Annotated in this window: 17 protein-coding genes and 1 pseudogene; 7 read left to right on the plus strand and 11 right to left on the minus strand. The window is 73.0% G+C overall.

The window, feature by feature from the left end:
• Nucleotides 1-19 precede the first annotated feature (19 nt).
• The 5 genes from F7P10_RS04320 to F7P10_RS04340 all read left to right on the plus strand — a co-directional run bounded on the left by F7P10_RS04320 (nucleotide 20) and on the right by F7P10_RS04340 (nucleotide 7,473).
• Entirely contained in the window at nucleotides 20-733 is a 714-nt protein-coding gene (locus F7P10_RS04320) for a DUF4352 domain-containing protein (RefSeq protein WP_218040374.1), read from the plus strand.
• Between the two features lie 143 nt (nucleotides 734-876).
• On the plus strand, nucleotides 877-3,522 hold the full coding sequence (locus tag F7P10_RS04325; RefSeq protein WP_151008182.1) for an AAA family ATPase: 2,646 nt from the start codon (nucleotides 877-879) through the stop codon (nucleotides 3,520-3,522).
• A gap of 214 nt (nucleotides 3,523-3,736) precedes the next feature.
• Nucleotides 3,737-5,509, plus strand: a complete 1,773-nt coding sequence (locus F7P10_RS04330) for a PD-(D/E)XK nuclease family protein (RefSeq protein ID WP_151008183.1) — start codon at nucleotides 3,737-3,739, stop codon at nucleotides 5,507-5,509.
• 218 nt (nucleotides 5,510-5,727) lie between these two features.
• Entirely contained in the window at nucleotides 5,728-6,036 is a 309-nt protein-coding gene (locus F7P10_RS04335) for a hypothetical protein (RefSeq protein WP_151008184.1), read from the plus strand.
• Nucleotides 6,037-6,063: 27 nt separating this feature from the next.
• A complete protein-coding gene (locus F7P10_RS04340) occupies nucleotides 6,064-7,473 on the plus strand; it encodes a hypothetical protein (RefSeq protein ID WP_151008185.1) in 1,410 nt (469 codons plus the stop codon).
• A 51-nt stretch (nucleotides 7,474-7,524) separates the two neighbouring features.
• On the opposite strand, the gene F7P10_RS04345 is transcribed toward F7P10_RS04340, so the two are convergent.
• From F7P10_RS04345 to F7P10_RS04370, 6 genes are all read right to left on the minus strand, one after another.
• Nucleotides 7,525-8,379, minus strand: coding sequence for a hypothetical protein (locus tag F7P10_RS04345; protein ID WP_151008186.1), 855 nt, complete (start codon nucleotides 8,377-8,379; stop codon nucleotides 7,525-7,527).
• A 196-nt stretch (nucleotides 8,380-8,575) separates the two neighbouring features.
• Nucleotides 8,576-9,430: a hypothetical protein gene (locus F7P10_RS04350; protein WP_151008187.1), complete on the minus strand. Its 855-nt coding sequence runs from the start codon at nucleotides 9,428-9,430 to the stop codon at nucleotides 8,576-8,578.
• 53 nt (nucleotides 9,431-9,483) lie between these two features.
• Entirely contained in the window at nucleotides 9,484-9,726 is a 243-nt protein-coding gene (locus F7P10_RS04355) for a hypothetical protein (RefSeq protein ID WP_151008188.1), read from the minus strand.
• Nucleotides 9,723-11,573, minus strand: coding sequence for a hypothetical protein (locus F7P10_RS41995; RefSeq protein ID WP_176611295.1), 1,851 nt, complete (start codon nucleotides 11,571-11,573; stop codon nucleotides 9,723-9,725). Before F7P10_RS41995 ends, F7P10_RS04355 begins: the two co-directional genes overlap by 4 nt.
• A 260-nt stretch (nucleotides 11,574-11,833) precedes the next feature.
• Nucleotides 11,834-13,396 (minus strand): peroxidase family protein, encoded by a 1,563-nt coding sequence (locus tag F7P10_RS04365; RefSeq protein ID WP_254716384.1) that lies wholly within the window; start codon nucleotides 13,394-13,396, stop codon nucleotides 11,834-11,836.
• 1 nt (nucleotide 13,397) lies between these two features.
• On the minus strand, nucleotides 13,398-14,714 hold the full coding sequence (locus F7P10_RS04370) for a cytochrome P450 (RefSeq protein WP_151008189.1): 1,317 nt from the start codon (nucleotides 14,712-14,714) through the stop codon (nucleotides 13,398-13,400).
• Between the two features lie 274 nt (nucleotides 14,715-14,988).
• Here F7P10_RS04370 and F7P10_RS04375 point away from each other — a divergent pair, with 274 nt between their 5' ends.
• Nucleotides 14,989-15,987 (plus strand): acyl-CoA desaturase, encoded by a 999-nt coding sequence (locus F7P10_RS04375; protein WP_151008190.1) that lies wholly within the window; start codon nucleotides 14,989-14,991, stop codon nucleotides 15,985-15,987.
• 321 nt (nucleotides 15,988-16,308) lie between these two features.
• Nucleotides 16,309-17,391, plus strand: coding sequence for a hypothetical protein (locus F7P10_RS04380; protein ID WP_151008191.1), 1,083 nt, complete (start codon nucleotides 16,309-16,311; stop codon nucleotides 17,389-17,391).
• 334 nt (nucleotides 17,392-17,725) lie between these two features.
• Here the strand turns inward: F7P10_RS04380 and F7P10_RS43890 are convergent, their stop codons facing one another.
• From F7P10_RS43890 to F7P10_RS04405, 5 genes and pseudogenes are all read right to left on the minus strand, one after another.
• On the minus strand, nucleotides 17,726-17,830 hold the full coding sequence (locus F7P10_RS43890) for a cytochrome P450 (protein ID WP_254716876.1): 105 nt from the start codon (nucleotides 17,828-17,830) through the stop codon (nucleotides 17,726-17,728).
• Between the two features lie 155 nt (nucleotides 17,831-17,985).
• Nucleotides 17,986-18,921, minus strand: a pseudogene (locus tag F7P10_RS45290) (cytochrome P450); the annotation flags it as partial.
• A complete protein-coding gene (locus F7P10_RS04395) occupies nucleotides 18,893-20,188 on the minus strand; it encodes a cytochrome P450 (protein ID WP_254716385.1) in 1,296 nt (431 codons plus the stop codon). The gene F7P10_RS04395 and the pseudogene F7P10_RS45290, both read right to left, overlap by 29 nt.
• Nucleotides 20,185-20,790 (minus strand): ATP/GTP-binding protein, encoded by a 606-nt coding sequence (locus F7P10_RS04400; protein ID WP_151008193.1) that lies wholly within the window; start codon nucleotides 20,788-20,790, stop codon nucleotides 20,185-20,187. The genes F7P10_RS04395 and F7P10_RS04400 overlap by 4 nt, the downstream gene beginning before the upstream one ends.
• Nucleotides 20,771-21,139 (minus strand): DUF742 domain-containing protein, encoded by a 369-nt coding sequence (locus F7P10_RS04405; RefSeq protein ID WP_151008194.1) that lies wholly within the window; start codon nucleotides 21,137-21,139, stop codon nucleotides 20,771-20,773. The genes F7P10_RS04400 and F7P10_RS04405 overlap by 20 nt, the downstream gene beginning before the upstream one ends.

Here is a 21,139-nt window from a genome sequence, read left to right on the forward strand (position 1 = left end):
ACAGATACGGAGCACCACCATGAATCCACCCGGAAACCCCGTCCCCGGCCCGCAGCACGCGAGCGCGCACGGCCCCCACCAGGCGCCGCCCGGCCCGGTGCCGCCCCACGGGTACCCCGCTCCCCCGCCCAGGCGGCGCGGCAAAGGCTGCCTGTACGCGGTCGTCGGCGGCGTCGCCGCCCTGTTCCTGATGGTGGCCTGCGGGGCGATCGTCAGCAGCGCGTCCGACCCGGCGGCCACGTCGTCCGGGACCGGGACGGGCGACGGGGCCGCCGCGGGCGGCGAGCGGGGCGAGAAGAGCGCGAAGCCCGAGAAGACGGAGAAGGTCACGAACGGGATCGGGCGCGAGTACCGGGACGGCAAGTTCGCCTTCACGGTCACGAAGGTGGAGAAGGGCGTCGACCGCGTCGGCGACGAGTACGCGGGCTCCCAGGCGCAGGGACAGTACGTCCTCGTCCACATCACCGTCGAGAACATCGGGGACGAGGCGCGCATGTTCGACGGGACGAACCAGACGCTCGTCGACACCGAGGGCCGCGAGTTCCAGGCCGACACCGAGGCAGCGATCTGGACCAACCAGGACTCGCGGTCGTTCCTCGAGCAGATCAACCCCGGAAACTCGGTGAAGGGCGTCGTCATCTTCGACGTCCCGGACAACGTGAAACTCAAGGCCATCGAACTCCACGACTCGATGTTCTCCGGCGGCGTCACCGTCCCCCTGGGCAACCGCTGACCCCGCCCCGCACCCCGCGGCCGTCCCCCGGACCGGACGGCCGCGGCCCGGTTCGCCCGTGAACCGCGGCAACCGCATCGGCCCCTTGCGCGTCCTGCATCACACCGACAACAGAACATCAGCAACGAACGGGAGCCACCGGCTTGACCGATCGCCACTCCACGCTCGCCGAAGAGCAGAGAGCCGTCGACCACGCCTACCGCTGCTACGAGCGGACCTTCGCGGACAACCGCGAGAGGTTCCGTCCCTCGGACGTCACGGACTCGCACGCGGGAACATCGTTCATCCCGGACGTCGCCCCCGAGGTGCGCCTCAAAGGCGATCTCGACGGCGAGGCGCTGGTCATCGCCCGCGTGGACGCCGAGGAGGACGGCGAGACCCGGACCTGGTACATCGGCCGCCGCCTGGTTCGGGACGAACTGTACGAGCCGTTCGTCATCAACTGGCAGGCTCCGCAGGCGACCGAGTGGATGCTCCGGCGGCCCGACGAGCCGGGCGATCTGCGGCTGCGGCGCCGGCTCCGCTGCGATCTCCGTCGCGTCCGTGACTTCCGGGACGAGATCGTGACCACCCCCGCCGCGCCGACGGGGCCGGTCGTCGTCGCGGAGCCCGCCATCGCACCGGCGGGGGGTGCCATTCCGGAACTGGTGCCCCGGCCCCTCCCGGCATCGTCTGCGGCCGAGGAAGGCGCGCCGCCGGCCGGCATGCCCACGCCCCAGGCCTTCTCTCCCGGCGAAGGGCTGCGCGATTTCCTTCTCGAAGATCTCGAACGAGATCGCGACGGGCGCATGCGCGACATCGTCGAGACGATCCAGCGGGAACAGCTGCTGCTGGTGTCCGACGACCGCAAGGGCGTCCTGGTCGTGCAGGGCGGTCCGGGCACCGGCAAGAGCGCCATCGGCCTGCACCGAGTGTCCTGGCTGCTGTTCAACCGGTGGTTCAAGACGGAAGAGGTTCTCGTCGTCGGCCCGCACCGCGGGTTCCTCGAGTACGTGCGGGACGTCCTGCCCGACCTCGGCAACCACGGCGTCAGAGCCGTGGAACTCCATCGGCTGTGGGACGACGCCCGCGGTCGCGACCCCCACGAGGCCCGGCTGGTGAAGTCGGACGTCCGGATGGCCGAGGTGCTGCGGCGAGCCGTGCGGGCACTCCCCCGGACGGATGCGATCGACCGGTTGCCCGACGGGTCCTTCGACATGAGGTTCGAGGGGGCCGACCTCTCCGTGTCCGCGGAGGTTCTGCGCGAGTTCGTGGAGGCGGACGAGTCCGCCCCGCTCAATCAACGCAAACGCGGATTCGCAACGCGGCTGGTCGATCTCCTGATGCGGGAGGAGGCGAACCTCCGGCGACGTCACGGCGACCACGACGTCCGGCGCAGGATCTCGCGGGATCCCCGGGTGCTCAGGCTGGTGAACACCGTGTGGCCGAACGTCAGCCCCTCCGGGGTGCTCCGCGACCTGCTCGGCGACGCCGACACGCTGGGAGCCGCGGCCGAGGGGGTCCTGGACGAGCGCGAGCGGGCGGCGATCGTCCGCCCGCGCGCGACCCGCGCGGCGCGCGAGCCGTGGTCGATCGAGGACCGGGTCTGCCTGGAGGAACTGCGGCTGCTCATCACCGGAGAGGCTCCGCCCCGATACCGCCACATCATGGTCGATGAAGCGCAGGATCTGACGCCGATGCAGGCCAGGTCGCTGGCCCGCCGGTGCCCGAGCGGTTCGATGACCGTGCTCGGCGACCTGGCGCAGGCGACCGGTGACCGCTCCCCCGGGAGCTGGTCGGAGACGGCCGAGCTGCTGGCCGGCGAGGAGGGCTGGCACCTCGAGGAGCTGGCGGTCGGATACCGCGTCCCGAGAGAGGTCATGGATTTCGTCCTGCCGCTCGCGCGGTCGATCGCCCCCGCGGCCGCGTTCCCCCGATCGATCCGTCCCGCCGGACCGGGCGCCGTGACGGTCGTCTCCGCCGACCCGGCGAGCATGGTGGCGGCGGCTGCGGAACGGGCGCGGGCACACGCGGCGGACGGTGGGCGCTCGGTCGCCGCCATCGCTCCGCCCGAACTTCTGGCCCCGCTGCGGGACGCGCTCGGCGATGCCGACCGCGTGAAGATCGTGCCGCCGGCCGAGGCCAAAGGACTCGAGTTCGACCACGTCGTCCTCGTGGAACCGTCCGCGGTCAACGACCGAACGCTCAACGGTCCGGGCCTGCTGTACGTGGCTGCCACGCGATGCACGCGGTCGCTGACCGTCGTACACTCCACGCTCCTCCCCCCGGTCCTGCTCCCCGAACCCGACGCTGCGCAGGAAGGCGAACCCATGACACAGGCGGCCGGCGGCGAGTCAGCCGGAACCAACGGGGGCTTCGAGGATTTCGTCGCCGAGATCGAGGCCGCCGTGCGCGCGGAACGGCGGAGCACCGTCCACGAACGGGTCCGGCACGCGCTGATCTCCGAACTGTACGGGGCCGGGCTCGTCCCCACGATGCACTCGCCCACCGCCGACGTCGTCTGCGAGGGGCCGCACGGCAAGGTGCTGTACGAGGTGCTCGGCGAGGGAGGCAACACCTACCGGCGCATGCGGGACGCCGTTCTGCGCGTCTTGGAGGTCCAGCACGCCGAAGGCGACCCCGTGGACCACCGATTCCTCGTCCTGCCGGACCCGCCTGCCGAGCCGTGGGCACCGGACGTCCTGTCCGAGGCGTTCGGGATGTCCGTCATCTGGAGGGACGGCCCGGTCTGGGGCGGGCGGGCCGCCGACATGGCGCTTTGCCGGAAGGCCCCTCCCTCCGACCGGTGAGGCGGCGCGCCGCGGCGCCGATCGCGCGAACCACCACGGACATGGTGGACTCGACCCGTCGGCGCGGAGTTCGCCGGTGCGTGACCGGCGCCGCCCAGACGCGTGCTTCACCAGCGAGCACCGACAACCCGCCATCGATTTTCCCGTAATCGATGGTTGATTGGGTTCACGCATGTTCTAATGGTCGTGGCCTTCCCCTAGCGCTGGAGCGGACATGCCCTTCGGAAACTGGACGCCGCACGAGGAGCTGAGCGGCGATCCCGGCGTCATCCGGCTCTCGGCGAGCCTGCTCGACCGCGACGACCGGCACTGCCGCGACTTCGCCGCCCTCAAGGCCCGTCCGCGGGTATGGCCGCGCAGGCGAGGGCCGCGGCGGTACGCGCCGTGGGAGACGTTCCCGCTCGGGCTGGTGATGGACGCGCTGAACCTGACCGAGTTCGGCGGCGAGCCCCCGGCGGACGCGATCGAGAAGGCGCTCGGGCGGGCCCGGTCGGCGGTGCATCCGGGCGTCGCGGTGTGGGTGCGGCACGCGTTCGACGCGTACCTGCGGGCGGCCGAGTGGATCGCCGAGGATCTCGAGGTCGAGGGCGTCGCGGTGCGTCCGGAGCCGCTGCCGCGCGTCGTCCAGGCGGAGTCGGCGGCGGAGCTGCGGGTGCTCACCGCATGGGGACGCTGGTACGCGTCGGCCGACGGCACCTTGCGGGAGTTCCGGCGCCTCCGGGTGGGACGCCCCGGCGAACCGGACGCGCCGTCGAACGACGCGCTCGCGTTCGTCGCGGCGGCGGGGCTGCGCGCGGAGAGCGACGTCTACCGCGACCTGCCGGTCGAGGTCGTTCCGGACGAGGTCGCACCGGAGCGCGTCCGGCTCGTCGAGGTCGTCCTCACCGGGGACGTCCCGCCGCGGGTGCTCGTGGACGCGCCGCCCGCCGAGGTCCGCCGCGTGTACCTGGAGCGCACCCGGCCGATCGTCACCGACATCGCGTTCGGCACGGGCGCGCGTCCCGGTTCCGACTGCGTCGAGTGCAAGGTCCTGCCGACGTGCGGCGCGGTACCGGACGTCCCCGGCCTGCTCGGCCTCGAGGGACGGGGCACGCACCGGCGCACCTGGTCGGTGACGACCGGCCGCCAGTACCTGGTGTGCCCCGCGCAGGCGCACCTGCGGGAGCTGCACATCCCCGCCGCGCAGCGCTCGGACGGGACGGCGGCGCGGCGGGGCCGGGCCGTCCACCGGTGGCTGGAGTTCGCGCACGGCCGGTCCGGCGCGCCCGCGTGCTCGGCGGACGACCTGCCCGAACCGTCGAGCGGGCCCGGCATCGCCGCGGGCGTCCTGACGCCGGAGGAGTACGCGGACGCCCACCCCTACCTGGTGTCGCACCTCGCGGTGTGCCCGCTGCGCGAGCCGTCCGCGGACGTGGCGCCGGAGCCGTCGGTGGCCGCGCACGACACCGACGCGGACGTCGTGGTCATCGCGCACCCGGACCTGATCCGCACCGTGGGCGGCACCGTCGTGTACCGGGAGCAGAAGACAACGCAGGGCGCGCCGCCGGCCGGGGACGCCCCGACGGTGTTCACGCTCGTGCCCCAGCTCGCCCTGGCCGTGCTGCTGATGAAGCACGGCGTCCTCGGCGGGGACGGCGGCGGGATCGTCGAACTCGAGACGATCACGCCGTCGAGCGCCGAGGTCCTGCGGTTCGACGTCTGGGATCCGGACGTCCGGCAGGCCGCCCGCGAGGTGATCGCGTCGATGACCGCCCGCTGGCACGCGGACGACGCCTTCCGCCCGACGCCGGGCCCGTGGTGCGGCGGCTGCCCCGTCGCCGACTGGTGCCCGGACCGCGCGCCGGACGCCCCCGGCGCCCCCATCGTGGTGGACGGCGTCCGCATCGACCCGCTCACCGGCGAGGTCCTCGGCGACGCCGTCACCGGCCGCGCCGCCGCGGTGGCCGAAGGCGTCACCGCCCCGTCCGAAGAACCCCCGCCGTTCTGACGGACGCGTTCTCGCCGCATCGGGACGAGAACGGCGGTTCAGCATCGCGCCATACCGAAGGCCTCTGTTTCGCTGGCACCCAAACGGCGAGTTCGACGCGACCGAAATCACTCTTCCCGGCCCCCGGAAGGCCGGTGCTGCTAGCGTTGCCGCGTTGTCGTCAATATGAGCATCACCGCCGGTCAACAGCCTTCTCATTCCCGTTCCTGGAGGGCGCAATGGGAGAACCCAAGCAAGCCGACCCGCGCCGTATCAGCCAGCATTCACAGGACCTCAATAATGAGGTGATCCCACATCTCAAAAAAGCTGGCGACACCATTAACGGCGATGGCGTATACAACCTCGAGGGCAGCGACTTCAGCCCGGCCTGCATGACAACGTCGGCCGCTTACCCGATCAGCGTCCAGTTCGCCTTCGAGGACATAAAAATGCTGATGACCACAGTCAAAGGCTACTCGGAGAAGATCGTGAAGGCCGCGGACAACTACCAAAAGACCGAGCAGAAGAACGCCGATCACGGTCGTTGACCGGCCTCATGACAGGAGACGCACTTCATGGGCAATCCGGACCAGCCCGCAGGCGAGGGGCAGCCGACAAGGCAGCCCCAGGGACAGCAGGCGCCCGTCCCTACGGAGCAGACACCGCAGCAGCAGCAAGCCCCGGCCGAACCCCGGCAGCCGACGGACCAGGGGCGGCAACGCCCGGCGCGTGAGCCGGAGGCGCAGCAGCAGCACGCTAAGGGGCTCAAGTACGGTGCGGCCGGCGGCACCGGGGCGCTGGGCGCCGCTGCGATCACGGGGTTGACCGGCGGCTCGGTCGTGGGCACGCACGAGAGCCTGATGCCCATCGCAACGGCTGCGGCCATGGCGGCCGGAGTCGCGCTCCCGCCCGCGTTCATGGTCGCCTTCGCGTTCAAGGAGGGCACAGGGAAGACGACGAAGCTGGAGAAGTGCGCCCAGGAATGGGAGAAGGCTGCCAAGGAGCTGAAGGTCGCCGCCCAGAATCTCGCCCAGCTCGTCACAGACATCCCCGGCGAGGCATGGACGATGGACGACCGGCCGCTCTATGAGCGAGAGGTCAAAAACTTCGGGGAGCAGGTCGACGCCCTGACGTCCTACTTCAACGCAGTCAGCACCTCGATCATGATCGCCGCGTGGGCCCTGCTCGCCTACTCCGTCTTCGCCGCCGCGATGGGCGCATACCTGTTCGGGCTCGCCTCCGTCGCAGGCGCGTCACTGTTGTCGGTCGTGGGCGCCGTCGCCTACGGGCAGTGCCTGGCCCTGGCCACCATCGCGCTGAAGATCACTTGGGTGGCTTTCGGGATTCTCGCCGCGGCAGGCGCGGTGGCCGCGGGGGTGATGCTCGTCAAGATGCACACCACAGCCGGCGACCAAGAGGACAACGGGGCTGCGGACGTGGACGCCGTCCTCGGCAAGGCGTGGGCGACGGGCTCGGCCGGCGCGGCGGCCAACATCACCGAGGGACTTGTCAACTCCGGCCTCAACCTGGTGAACAAACGGGGAGTACTACCCACCGGGCAACTCGACCTGGACGCCGATCGGGACATCGAGAAGACGTGGAACGTCGGTATCGGCGGGAAGGTGACGAGCGCCGCCGGAATCCTCGAAGGCGAGGGCGGCTACCACGCCAAGGTCCGGGACGGCGCCGTTCAGGGGCAGGACGTCGAACTCAAGGGAAAGGTGGGCGACTCGGGCGGCTGGGGCTCCGGGACCGTCGGAGGAAAACTCGAGTGGGATGAGAACGAGAACCTCAAGAACAAGTCCTTTATGGGCGGCGTGGAGAGCGCGAACACCGGCATGAAAGCCGAATACGAGGGCAACTTCGACGAGAAGAACAAGTACAGCGACAAGTACAACGTCAACACGCCGGTGTACAACGTCAGTGACGGTAGCTTCAATAAGAAGGCGGACGATGAGACTCCCCCGTGGGATCAGAATCTCTGACCGCCACTCGGAGGGGCGGTCGGGAGATGCCCCGGCCGCCGCATCTTCTCGTCAGACGGAGGAGGCGGCTCTCCGTTGCCTGGATTCCCGCTGCGCCTCGTACCGTGGAATGAACTCGTCCTGGTAGCGCATATAGGGTGCGTGCACGTCTTCGTATCCTCGGTACGGCTCACCAGCGGATACAAGCGGTTCCGGGAGACGCGGTGAGCCGCCGCTGACGGCAGCGTAGATCTGCTTGTCCACCGCTTTGGCGACCATGTGCGCGACCAGCAACATTTTGAGGCCACGCGGGGCCTGCGGAGCGCAATGCAGCGCCCTGCCCGTGCCGATCATCCGCGCCCAGATGATTCCGTCTCCCCCGACCAGGCGAACCATATCAACGTCCGACCGCTCGTCGATCAACCTGGGGTTCAACGAGAGATCCACGCGCGTGACGACCTCGCACAGCACGCGGTACTCCCGGTCGCGCAAATGACCTCTGCCCCTGATCTGAGTCATCCCGTCGGAGTCGACCGGACCGCCGGGCGGCTCGCATTCCTTGTCGTGGTCGGTGGTCAAGTGACCCGCCACACCACCGTCCGGAGCCACGACCACGGAATCCGGTACGACCGGATGTCCGATCACCTTGTCGGCCCGGTCCAGGAGAAAGAGCGGAGAATTGCGGCCGTTCGCAACCTGGAGAACCATTCTCGGCACGTGATGCTTGCAGAGCTCGGGAAGCGGCGCCCACGGCTTGAATCGCCGGATACGGCCGAACAGGCTCACCTCTTCCCGCTGCCACTGCCCGACGAGCACGGGCCGCACCGTGGCCAGGTCATCGCCCGTGCCGGGGTTCCGCACCACGAAATGCAGGTCATCCGCCAAAGGCAGAACCTCGAACTGAGGCGCCTCGAACACTTCCGCCATTATGACTCCCTGTCGCGGGCTGGTCCCAAGGCGAGGGTACACCGATCACCGCGATGCCACCTCTCGGCCGTCGACTGGGCCCGCTCCGCCCATTCCGGCCGTCCGGATTGGGCGGTTCTCGAGTCGTGGGCGGTCCGGAAATCGGCGCGCGGTCGGGGCTCTCCACTCCGGCATGATCGGGGGGTTCTCGAAGAGGTCAGAAGCCGGTGTCGGCGCCTCGGGAGATGTTGCGGGCGCGGCGGTTCATCTCCTCCTTGTGCCACTCGATGAACTCCTCCTGGTGGCTCATGTAGGACGCGTGGACGTCCGCGTGGCCGGGGTACGGTTCGGCGCCCGGGGCGACCGGTTCGGGGGGCGAGTAGGAGGAGGCGACGATGGACGTGTGGAGGCGTTCGTCGACACCGGACGCGATGACGTGGGCGGCGAGCAGGGCGCGGACGTGCTGCTGGGCCGCGGGGTTGACCTGCGTGGCCGAGCCGGACACGAGCCTGCGGGCCCACATCGTCCCGTCGGGGTCCATGTAGCGGATCGCGTCGGAGGCGGGGTCCTGCGGACGGTTCGGGTCCGCGGACGGCGGCAGCGGCATCCGGACGACGATGTCGCACAGCACCCGGTGGTTCGGGTCGCGCAGGTGGGCCCGGCCGCCGACGAGGGTGACGCCGTCGGTGTCGACGGGGCCGGACGGCGGTTCGACGGACGCGCGGTGCTCGTTCGTGAGGTACCCGATCGGACGGCCGTCCGGTGCGACGACGGCGTAGTGCGGCGGGCAGCCGTTGCCCGCGAGCTTGTCCGGGCGGTCCAGGAAGAAGAGCGTCGAGTTCTGGGCGTCCGAAACCCGGAACGTGACGCGGGGCACGTGCTGCTGGGCGCTGGGGGCGGTCAGGGTCGGCCCGGAGGACCGCATGAACCGCTTGAAGAACCCCTCCTTCTGCCCCTCTCCCACGGCGATCGGCGTCACGTCCGCCAGGACGGTGCCGTCGCCGGGGTCGGTCAGGCGGTAGTGCAGGTCCTGCGGGAGGGGCTGCAGGTCGAGCTGGGAGGCCTGGAACACGTTCGTCACCCTCGGATCTCGCTTCCGCGCGCTTACGGTCTGCCAGCCGGATGCTACTCGCGACGGCCGCGGGCCGGGGCGGCGGCGAGGGCACGGATGCGGGCGGCGGCCTCGGCGAGCTCGTCGGACGCGACGACGCAGGCGGTGATGTGGTCGTGCAGGCCGGCGAACAGCCAGTCGGGGGCGGCGTCCTGCGCGCGGAGGCGGGCGGCGAGGGCGCGCAAGCGGTCGGCGTGCGCGGCCATCGCCCGCGCGTCGGCGTCGAGGGCGTCGCCGTGGGCGGCGAGCCGGTTCACCGGGCGTCCCGCGTGGGCTCGGTGCGCAGCGACCGGTGGGCGGGCGACGCCAGGCAGAGGAGCGGACGGGCGCCGTCCAGGCCGAGGACGCGCAGGTGGCGGGTCATCGGGTGGTCCGTGGCGGCGACGTTCAGGCGGGCGCGGGGTGCCGGGTGCAGGCGGGCGGGGCCGCGGGTCTCGATGCGGGAGCGCAGGGGGACGCCGTCGAGGGCGGAGTGGACGACGATGCCGCGTTCGGCCGCCGGGAGCGCGGGGCCGAGGCCGCCGCTGAGGGACGCGACGCCGACGACGGAGACGCGGCCGGGTTCGAGGTCGATGCGCGCGGTGGTGGACGCGTGCCCCCACAGTCCGGCGGCGACCGCGGCCGTTCGGCCGGTGCTGTAGACCGAGTCGACGTAGCGGACGCCGATGCGCCCCGCGCGGGACGGGTCGTGGACGACGAGTCCGAGGTGCGCCTCCCGGTGGGCGCCGATGCTCGTGTCGCGGTTGTCGGAGACGTGCAGGACGGCCAGGGCGCGGTCGCCGAGCCGGACGGGACGTCCGGGGCCCGGGAGGTCGCGGGCGGCGGGGAGGTTCGCGGTGAAGCAGGCGGCGAGGGACGTCCCGGACCGGCACTTGATCGGCAGGTCGAACTCGTGCGCGGCGACGGACGTCCGGCGGGCGGGTGCTTCGAAGAGGTCCGGGGCGTCGTCGAGCAGGCGGTACGCCTGCGAGCGGACGACGGGGCCGTGGTAGCGGGCGAGGTTGCGGTCGATCTCCGCGCGCTCTTCGGCGAGGTCGTCGGTGAGGTTGGCCGTGTAGTGCTCGATGGCGTGGCAGGCGGGGAACAGGTGGGTGGGGTCGCCGTAGTCGACGACGTACCAGCCGGGCCGGGGGTCGAGGCAGGCCCCGGCGCCCTGGCCGTCCAGGCTCGGGATGATGTCGTGCCGGTTGGTGACGCTGGCGACCCAGGTGTCCGGGGACGCGGGGCGCTTGAAGTCGACCGGGGAGCCGACGGCGACGACGTGGGTGACGGTGCGGCGGGCGCAGAAGGCGGCGTCCTGGGCCAGGCTCATGACGGCGGCGCCGCCGGCGCTGTGGCCGATCAGCGCGATGTCCGCGCCGGGCGGGACGCCGTAGTCGTCGATCGCGCGGGCGAGGGCGCGGCTGTAGGGGGCGCTGTCGCGGACGGTGGCGCTGAACGCGCCGAGCAGGTCGCAGGGCGAGGCGTCGTCGGGCACGCCGAGCTTCATGCCGGGCGCGTGGACGACGTGGCGCTCGACGCCGTCGGGGCCGCGGACGGTCTGGACGAGCGCGCGGCCGCCGGGTCCGAGCGCGCAGATATTGGCGAGGAAGTCCAGGAGGGAACCGTGGGTGCGCAGCCGGTCGGCGGGGAACGGTGTGCGGACGGCCGCGCCCGCTCCGGCGTCCAGGGCGGCGATGGCGCGGTTGCTGATGCCGGTGAGGGGGTCGGCGGTCGCGGTGCCGGAGCCGGTCGCGATCAGCCAGGCGGCGGCGTCGTTGAGCGGGTTCTGGTCGAGCAGGGCGCGCAGCGCGAGGATCTCGCCGAAGATCGGCGCGATCGCGGTGAGGGCGCGGACGGCGCCGCGGTCGCGGACGAGGGCGTACAGGGCGCGGGCGGAGTCGAGGTCGCGGTCGGCGGCGACGGCGTCGACGAGCCGCCGGACGAGCGGGTCGCGGAGGAGTCCGGGGTCGTCGAGCGCGACCGCGGTGATGCGCAGCCGCAGCGAGGTGACCATCAGCCGGATCGCGAGGTTGCCGGCGCCGGCCATGCCGCCGAGCCGCGCCGCGACGGTGCCGAGGGGGCCGCCGGTGAGGGCGTGCCCGAGCCCGCCGGCACCGGACACGGCGCGGGTGAGGGCGCGTTCGGCGCGGGCGGCGGCGACGGGGGCGCGCGGGACGGCGGCGAGGACGGCGCGCGTGTGAGGGCCGCGGTGGCGTGCGCGGACGCCGCGCGGCGGCCACGGCGGTGTCGGCGAGTTCGCGGGCGGCGCGGCGCAGCTCGGCGACGGCGTCCGGAACGGCGGCGGGGGTCGCTTCCGGGGCCGCTTCCGGGGTCGGTTCGGTGCTCACCGGCTCCTCCGCGGTCAGCGGGCGCCGCGCCGGCTCATGGCGACGAACCGGCGCCGGGGGTCTTCGGGGACGTTGCGGTGCAGGATGTCCGAGAGCGTCCGGGTACCGCCGATGATCCGCATGCCGAGCGGGGTGAACGTCTCGGGGTGAGGACGCGGGGGGCGAGCAGGGGGTTGGTGAGCGCCTGGGAGAACGCGTCGATCGCGATGATCTTCGTGAGGAGGGGCGGGAGGATCGCGTCCGCGGAGCCCGGTTCCTCGGCGAACAGCCCCACGTAAAGGTCGAGGTCGTCGACGCTCGCGTACAGGTCGCGCAGGGCGTCGCCGACCGCCGGGTCGCCGGAGACGTGCTCGAACCGGCGGACGCGCGGGAAGCCGCAGTGCGCCCGGTAGTCGTTGTAGGGGGCGAGTTCGAGCGCCCGGGAGTCGGCGATGCTGGCGACGTCGACCGGGCGCAGGCTCGGGTCGGTGTTGAACAGGCCGATGCGTCCGGCGCGCTGCTCGGACGCCTCCTCGAAGAGCCGTCCGAGCCCGGCCTCGGGGATCAGGTCGGGGGCGAAGAGGGTGGCCGGGACGGGCAGTTCCGCCCCGCCGACGACGAGGCGGGACGGGATGAGGCTGTGCCAGCGGTAGACGAGGTTGAACTCGACCGACGCCCAGTTCTCCCGCTGCCACGGCGCGCGCGCGAGCCGGGCCGAAAGCCTTGGGTCGAGCAGGAAGCGGAAGTGGTACGGGGTGATGTGGTTGATGTACTCCTCGATCACCAGCTTGACGACCAGGACGATGACGATGTTGCGGGCCGTCTGGAAGAGGCGCTCGTCGTCCCAGCCGGGGTTGCGCTCGGCCAGGAGGCGGGCCACCCGGTTGTGCTCGCGGAGGAACAGGACGGTCAGCATCGTGAAGCCGACCTGGGTGTTGCCGCGGTCGCCGGCGAGCGCGAAGAGCCGGTCGCGGCGCTCGTCGGGCAGCGCCTCGAACCGGACGACCTCGAGCGCGGCGAACTCGGGCTTGATCTTCCCGTCCTCGCACAGGTACGGCGGGAACTCGCCGCCGTTGATCTCCTGGCTCTTGAGCAGCCCGCCGTCGAAGGCCCGGACGGCGGCGGTGGCCGCGGCGTCCAGGCCGTAGAGCGGGTTCAGGTCGACGTGGTGGTTGGAGGTGGTCCGGCGGGGGTCGCGGGGTTCGGCGATGTCGCTGCGCAGGAACCCGTCGGTGAACCACTGCGCGAAGTAGGCGAACAGGACCGTCGACCGCGGGCACGGGGTCATGTCGCCGGTGCGGGCGAACAGGTCGGCGGCGCGTTCGGCGGTCGGCCGCGCACCGTCCCGGGCGGGGACGGGCGGGAGGTGGCGGCCGCTGAACGTCTTGTCGGTGAGCGAGGGCCAGGACGTGTAGGGGGCCATCGTGCTGAGCGGTTCGGGCCGTCCGGGCATCTCGCGGATCGCCCGGTCGATGATGGCGGCGTTGAGCCCGCGCCGCAGCGGCCGGACGCTCTCGGCGGCCCGCCACAGGGGCCGTCCGCGGGTGAGCGCCAGGTAGCGCAGCCGGTTGGACGCGCCGTCGGTGGCGATGCTCCGCGCGCTGCCGGTGCCGCCCATGTCACGCGCTCCCTTCGCCGGACGGGCCGAGGCCGAGGACGAACCGGTCGGGGAACACGCCGCGGTCGCGCACGACGCCGCCGTCCGGTGGCGGCAGGAGCCGGACGCCGGGGCGGCGCAGCAGCCGGCGCACGACCTCGCAGATCACCGCGGCGCCCGGATGGACGCCGACGCAGGAGTGCGGGCCGTACCCGAAGTGCAGGTAGACGTCGGCCGGGCGGCCGGGGCGGTAGTCGAGCGGGTCGGCGACGGCGTCCGCGTCGAACATCGCGGACGCGGCGGCGGCGAGGACGAGGGTGCCCGCCGGGACGGTCGTCGCGTGCGGGGTGCCGGCGGCGAGGAGGTGGTCGCGGGCGCTGACCCGGGCGATGACCTTGAGGAACGGGTCGAAGCGCAGCGCCTCCCAGACGTGCCCGTCGACGCGCGCGGGATCGGGGTCGCGCGCGGCCTCGGCGGCCCGGGCGTGCGCGTCCGGGCGGGAGAGCAGCTCGCCGACGAGGTGGACCAGGGAGCCGGACGCGTTCTCGACGAAGCCGAGCATGAGCGCGGCGACGTTGATCAGGACGCGCTCGTCGTCGACGCCGGCCCGCGCGGGGAGCGTCGTGCGGAGCAGGCGGTCGAAGACGTCGCCGGGCGGGGCGGCGGGCGGGCCGCCGGGCGGGGCGGCGCGGCGGGCGGCGAGGACCTCGCGCAGGTGGTCCATCATCTCGCTGCCCGCGCGGGCGGACGCCGCCCGCACGTCCGGGTCGCCGGGCAGGTTGGCGGTGACGTCCGTGATCACTTCCCGGGACCAGCGGGAGAGCGTCGCCTCGTCGGGGCCGGGGAAGCCGAAGTACTCGGCGCAGACCCGGAGGGCGACGTGGCGGAACAGGCCTCCGACGGCCTCGATGCGGCCGTGCGGGGCGGCCGCGTCGAGCGCCGCGTCGGCGGCGCGTCCGGCGAGCTCCCGGACCGCGGGCACGTCCTCGGGAGGCAGCATCACCTGCAGGAGGCCCCGCTCCCGCCAGTGCAGCGGCGTGGCGTCGCGGGACAGCATGACCGGGCCGCCCAGGGCGCCCTCGAGGCGGTCGGTGTAGGCCGCGACGGTGAAGACCTCCCAGCGGGACAGCACCTCCCGGACGTCGGCGGAGCGGGTGACGAGCGCCAGCCCGGGCGCGGACAGGACGGGACGGCGGGCCCGCAGTTCGGCGAACAGCGGGCGCCAGTCGGTGCGGAGCCAGCCGGCGATCAGTGCCGGAGCCGCCGCGGGGTCGCGCCGCACGGCCTCCTCGTACCGCCGCAGGTATCCCTCGCTGACCGTCTGTTCGGACTGCTGCATGCCGGCGGACCTCTGCTTCGGATCGGTTCCCGCGACGGCGGGAAGGCCCTCCGCCGCCCGCGGGCGGCGCCGTCGGTGTCTCGTTCACATGTGGCGTCTCGTTCACACGCTGTCGCCGGAATTTAGCGTCGAGTGACCGCCACCACAACGAGAAATCACCTAAAGTAAGCAATGAACAACTCTTCGCGAGTATCTAGTTACTCTTCGGATACTGTCGAGAGCATTCCGTGCCCCGTTCAATGGGCAGCGTCCGTGGCCCCCATGAGAGGTACCGATGCCCGTGCCCGCCCCCGTCGCGGCCGAGACCGTGGCGATCTCGCCGGCCCGGCGCGGCGCCTACCTGGTCGTGCTGGTCCTGCTTCCGGTGGCGGCCCTGGCCGCGGGCGTCGCCGCCGCCTGGGGACGCGGCATCGGCCCGCGGGACGCGGTGATCGCGCTGGTCATGTACGTGATCAGCATCTACGGCATCAGCGTCGGGTATCACCGGCTGTTCACCCATCGCGCGTTCAAGTGCCGGCGCCCGCTGCGCATCGGGCTGGCTCTCGCGGGCGGGCTCGCGGTCGAGGGCCCGGTCACGCTGTGGGCGGCCGAGCACCGAAGGCACCACAAGTACGCCGACCGGCCCGGCGATCCCCATTCGCCGTGGGCGCACGGCGAGAGCGGCTGGGGGCTCGCGCGCGGGCTGCTGCACGCCCAGGTCGGCTGGTTCTTCACCGCGCGCCGCAGATCCGATCGGCGGCACTGGGTGCCCGACCTGCTGGCCGATCCGGACGTCCGCCGGCTGGACGCCGCCTACCCGGGCGTCGTCGTCCTGTCCTTCCTGCTCCCGGCCGCGGCCGGGGGCCTGTGGTCGTGGTCGTGGGCGGGCGCGTGGACGGCGCTGTTCTGGGGCGGCCTCGTCCGGTACGCGGTCGTCCACCACGTCACCTGGTCGGTGAACTCGCTCGCGCACGCCTTCGGTGACCGCGACTTCCGCACCCGCGACCGCTCGACCAACCTGCCGCTGGTCGCGTACCTCACCCTCGGCGAGGGCTGGCACAACTGGCACCACGCCGACCCGACGAGCGCCCGGCACGGAGTGCTCAAGGGCCACCTCGATCCCAGCGCCCGGCTGATCCGCCTCTTCGAGCAGGCCGGCTGGGCCTACGACGTCCGCTGGCCGGACCCGTCCCGCCTCGCCGCGCGCACCCTGCACCCCGGACCCCCCGGACCCCCCGGACCGCCCTCGGTGCCCGAGCCGTCCAGACCGCCGGAGGCGGACCGGAAGGGCTGACGGCCTGCCCCTTGAAGCGGTGGCGGCCCAGGCGCCTCCGGCGCTCGGAGCAGAGCGGGTACGGGCGCCGTCCCATGCCTCCGGGTCGCCGGTGAGACCGCGCCACTTTCACCATGATCACCGTCGGTCCGCGTCACATCACGGATTGTCGTAGGTGTCCGGCATGCTGTTCGGCGGAGGTGCGCCATGGCGAGGAAGCGCGACGGGATCGGACGCGAGCAGATTCGGACGCGACTCGGGCTCACGGTTCGGGAGCTCGAGCTGGCCGCCGATACAGGTCTCTTGCACAGGCTGGACGATCGAAGTTTCGACCCCGTGCCGGTGAGCGCGGCGGAAGCCGACCTGGACGGGTTCCGGGCGCGGCTGGCGCTGGAGCGGCGGTGCAACGCCACAGAGGCGGCGGCACGCCTGGGGGTGGGCATCGAGCGGTTCAAGCGGGTGGTCGATGCCGCGGGGCTCGCGCCGATAGCCGAGGAGGACGTCCGGAAGTACGGGCGAATCCTGCGAGTGCGCTATTGGCGAGCGGGAGACCTGGACGAATTGGGCGACCATGTCCGGGCGGACCAGGAGTTGCGGGAGGCGGCGATCGCGGCGGGACTGCGGGAAGCCGCGCGCAAGGCGGCGGCGACGAGGCGCCGCAACATCGAACTGGCGAAGGTCGCCCGGATCGAACTGGAGTTGCGGAGGCCCCGGGACGAGGCCGGTCCCGTGGAGTCGCTCGCGTGGACGCTCGCGCTGATGCGCGTCGCCGGGGTGTGGCCGAGCGGGTTGCGCGACTGGCGGCATGTGAGCGATCCGCTGGTGGACGGGGTCGCCGAGCTGCTGCGCCAGGCCCGGCTCGGACGGGACGCGCTCACAGGCATGCTCGATGCGGTGCGGGGACCCGCGCTCGAGGCCGGGAGAGCGCTGGCGTGCCCGGCCACGGTGGCGGCGACATTGGGGGTGCCCATCGAGGTCATCGCACCTCACGTGCCCCAGCTGGCCGGGCATGTGCCGCGCACGGTCCTGGCGGAGCTGGCCGCGGAGCCACCCCCGTGGCTGCTGGAGGCCCGGGCCGATCTGCTACTGCGCGAGACGGCGGCGCAGAGCGCCCGCGAGCTCGCGGAAGAGCGAAGCGCGGTCCTCGAGTCGGCCGGACGGGCGGTCGCACGGCTCGACGACGCGTCGGTGGCGGAGTTGTTCGGACTGCCGGAGGAGGCGGTGCGGTTGCTCAGGCCGCGCAGCGGATGCTGGTCGGCCGAGCACGTCGGGCATCTGATCCGGGAGCGGCCCCGGTGGACGCGTGATGCCGGCGCGGCGTGGGCGGAGGTCGAACGGCGCCGGGAACGCGCACGGCGGCGGCTCGAGCGGCGCCGGGGACGCGCACGGCGGCGGGACGAGCGGCGCCGGGAACGGCTGGAGTGACGGCACGGCCGAAAGCGGGCACCGCACCGGGACCCGCGGCCGGGCCCCGCACGGATTCGCTCCCGCCGAGGCCGGCGGACGGGTTCGCCGACCTCGGCTGCCCGGATGACCGGGCTTGGAACGCACTACGGCGAACGAGTCCGGCTCCGATGCGCGAGCCGAGAAACTCGCGACCCGTCTGCACTGGACGGGGTTACCGGTCATGACGACGGCCCGTGGCGGCCGTACCGTCCCGCCACGCAGGTCAGCGGGTCGGGTGTGCCGTGCGTTGTCGCACGGCACACCGGCGTCGGCGTCCGAGCGGTCCGGACCGGGGGTCGTCAGAGCGGGGGCGTCAGAGGTGCACGGGGAGGGTCGACGCCGAGTTGGTGAAGAGGCTGGGGACGGGCGGCAGCGTGGCGGGGTCGGCGGCGAGGCGCAGGCCCGGGTGGCGCGCCACGAGGGTCTGGACGGCGATCCGGGTCTCGAGCCGGGCGAGGTGGGCGCCGAGGCAAACGTGCGGGCCGTCGCCGAAGGCCAGATGCTTGCCCCGGGCGGGCGGGCGACGTCGAAGAGGTGCGCGGTGGGGCCGTGCTGGACGGGGTCGCGGTTCACCGCCGTGTACGGAGCCATGATCGCCTCGCCGGCGGGGATCGTGACGCCGCCGAGGTCGAGGTCCGCGAGCGGGTAGCGGGCCATGAAGTTGCCGATGGGCGGATCCCAGCGCAGCACCTCCTCGACGATCGCGTCCCAGGTGCCGGCGTCGGCCTCGCGGGCCTTGTCCAGGGCGCCGGGGTGGGTGAGCAGCGCGCGGATCGTGTTGGTGATCAGCCCGATGGTGGTCTCGTGCCCGGCGGCCAGCAGCACCCAGAGCGTCCCCGCGAGCTCGTCCGGTGCGAGCGTGTCGTCGGCGATGAGGGCGCTGGTGAGGTCGCCGGACGGGTGCGCGGTGCGGTACGCGACGAGGTCGGCGAGGAAGCGCGGGATGTCGGCCTGGACGGCGGCGACCTCCGCGGCCGTCGTGTCGGTGCGGAAGATGGCGTCGACGAGGTGCCGCAACCGCGGACGCTCGTCGTCGGGGACGCCGAGGAGCTCGCAGATGACGCGCAGCGGGAGGGGGACGGCGAGGCGGGCCCGCAGATCGACGGGCCCCTCGGCCGGGAGCTCGGCGAGGAGCCCGTCGACCGTCGCCTGGATGCCGGCGGCGAGCTCCCGGACGCGTCCGTTCGTGAACGTGCGGGTGACGGGACGGCGGAGGCGGTGGTGCTCGGCGCCGTCGGCGGTGACCATGTTCGTCACCTTGATCATGCCGACGATGGGGTTGTCGTCGGTGAGGGCCCCGGTCTTGACGGCGTTCCAGTTCCGCCAGTCCTTGCTGACCCCGGGATCGCGGACGAGGTCGGCGACCAGGGCGTGCGTGGTGGGCGCGTAGGCGCGCAGCCCGCCCGGGAGGACGACCTGGACGACGGGTCCGGCGGCGCGGAGCCTCGCGGCCTCGCCCTGGTGGTCGGCGCCGGTGGGGTCAAGCTCGATGACCGGGACGTCTGCCATGGAATCCTCCGGGATCGGCGTGGGTGAACGTGACCGGGAGCCGGGCCGGGCAGCGGGTCCACGGGGACGGCTCGTACTCCAGGTCCGCGGGATCGACGGCGAGGCGGACGCCGCGCAGCGCGTGCAGGACGGTCGCGATGGCGGTGCGCGCGATGGTGCGGGCGGGGTCGCGGGCGGGGCAGGCGTGCGGGCCGGCGCTCCAGGCGAGGTGGGCGCGGTTGCCGCGCTGCCAGAACTGCGATCCGGCGTGGGCGCGGACGTCGTGCGCGACGGCGGCGAGGCCGAGGACGAGGGCGTCGCCGCGGGCGATGGCCCGGCCGCCGAGTTCGGTGTCGCGCAGTGCGTACCGGGCCGGCATGTTGATCATCGGGGGCGCGACGGCGAGGACCTCGTCGAGGGCGTCGTCGATGCCGAGCCGCCCGCCGCGGACCCGTCCGGCGAAGCGCGGGTCGGTGAGCATCAGCCGGAGCGTCTGGGCGATCCAGCTGATGGTGGTGTGGTTCCCGGCGGACACCAGGACGACGATCGACTGCAGTACCTCGGCGCCGGTGCGCAGGTCGGGGTGCGCGAGCAGGAGGGACGCGATGTCGTCGGCGGGCCGCTCGCGGCGGGCGGCGAGGAGGCCGCCGAGCAGGGCCTCGAAGCGCCGGTTGCCGTCCTGGGCGTCCTCGCCGGAGCCGAACAGGGCGCGCATGGCGGCCAGCAGCTCGCGGCTCTGCGCCGGGTCGAAGCCGATGAGGTCGCCGATGGCCAGCAGCGGGACGGTCGCGGCGTAGTCGGCGACGAGGTCGGCCGACCCCCGGTCGGCGAAGGCCCCGACCAGGCCGCGGCACAGGTACTCGACGGTGCGGCGCAGGCGGCGGTGGTCGACGGCGGCGATCGCGTCCTCGATGGGGCGGCGGAGGCGCCGGTGGGCGTCGCCGTCGTAGCCGACGACGTTGTCGCGGAAGAACATCATCGGGCCGAGCGGCGAGTCCGGCGGGACGGTGCCGTCCTGGAACGCGCGCCAGTCGCGGCCGTCCCGCGAGTACAGGCGGGGCGTCCCGGTGATCGTCTTGAGTTCCTCGTAGCCCATGACGAGCCAGGCGCGCACGCCCGGTTCGAGTTCGACGGGGGCGACGGGGCCGTGGTCGCGCCAGAGCCGGTCGAACACCGGCCAGGTGTCGGGACAGGTGGTGGTCGCCGACAGCGGCAGCGGGTCCCCGGCGGGGACGTCGCCGGGCGCTTCGGGCGGGACGGGCGGGACGGCGTCCGGCGGTGCGGTCAAGGGGCGGGCTCCCGGACGGTGAGGGCGTGCTCGGCGAGGGCGGCGAGGGCCGCGACGGAGGAGTCGCGGTCGAGGGCGTTGCAGTCGACGATCGGGGTGTCGGGCAGCAGGTCGAGGGCGCCGCGGAGCCGCTCGTGCGGGTGCGGCGGGGTGTCGGGGAAGTGGTTGACGGCGACGGCGAAGGGCGCGGGGACGTGCGTCTCCACCTGGTCGAGGACGTCGAAGCCCCCGGCGAGCCGCCGCGAGTCGACGATGACCAGCACCCCGACGGCGCCCTCGGCGAGCCCGGCCCACATGTCCCAGAACCGCCGCTGGCCGGGCGTCCCGAACAGGTAGAGGGCCAGCGACGGGTTCAGGGTGATGCGGCCGAAGTCCATGGCGACGGTCGTGGACGTCTTGCCGGGGAGCCGCGCGAGGTCGTCCACGCCGCTGCTGGCCTCGGTGATCGGCTCCTCGGTGCGCAGCGGGCAGATCTCGCTGACCGAGCCGATGAGCGACGTCTTGCCGACGCCGAAGTCGCCGACGACGAGGATCTTGGCCGTCCGGGCGACGGTGCCGGGAAGGTACCGTCCGGCGGGTGGATCAGAGGGCGCGGAGCCCATCGAGCACCTCCTTCAGCAGGTCGATTCCGGGTTCGTTGAAGCCGCCGGCGAGGGTCTGCAGGCGGCCGCCGGCGACGAGGTCGCCGACCAGGATCCGGACGGCGCTGACCGGCAGGTCCAGGTGCGCGGCGGCCTCGGCGACCGACAGGACGCCGCCGTCGCAGAGCCGCAGCAGGGCGCGGAGCTGCGGCGGGGCGTCCGCCGGGAGCGGTTCGGGCGCCCCGCCCGGCGGCGGGACCGTTCTCAGCAGCGTGTCGACCCCCACCCGGGCGCCGGGTGCGGCCGCGCGCCCGCCGGTGACCACGTAGGCCCGCAGCGGCGTGTCGCGGTACTCGCCGGGGCCGGACAA

This window comes from Actinomadura sp. WMMB 499, assembly GCF_008824145.1.
GTDB lineage: Bacteria > Actinomycetota > Actinomycetes > Streptosporangiales > Streptosporangiaceae > Spirillospora.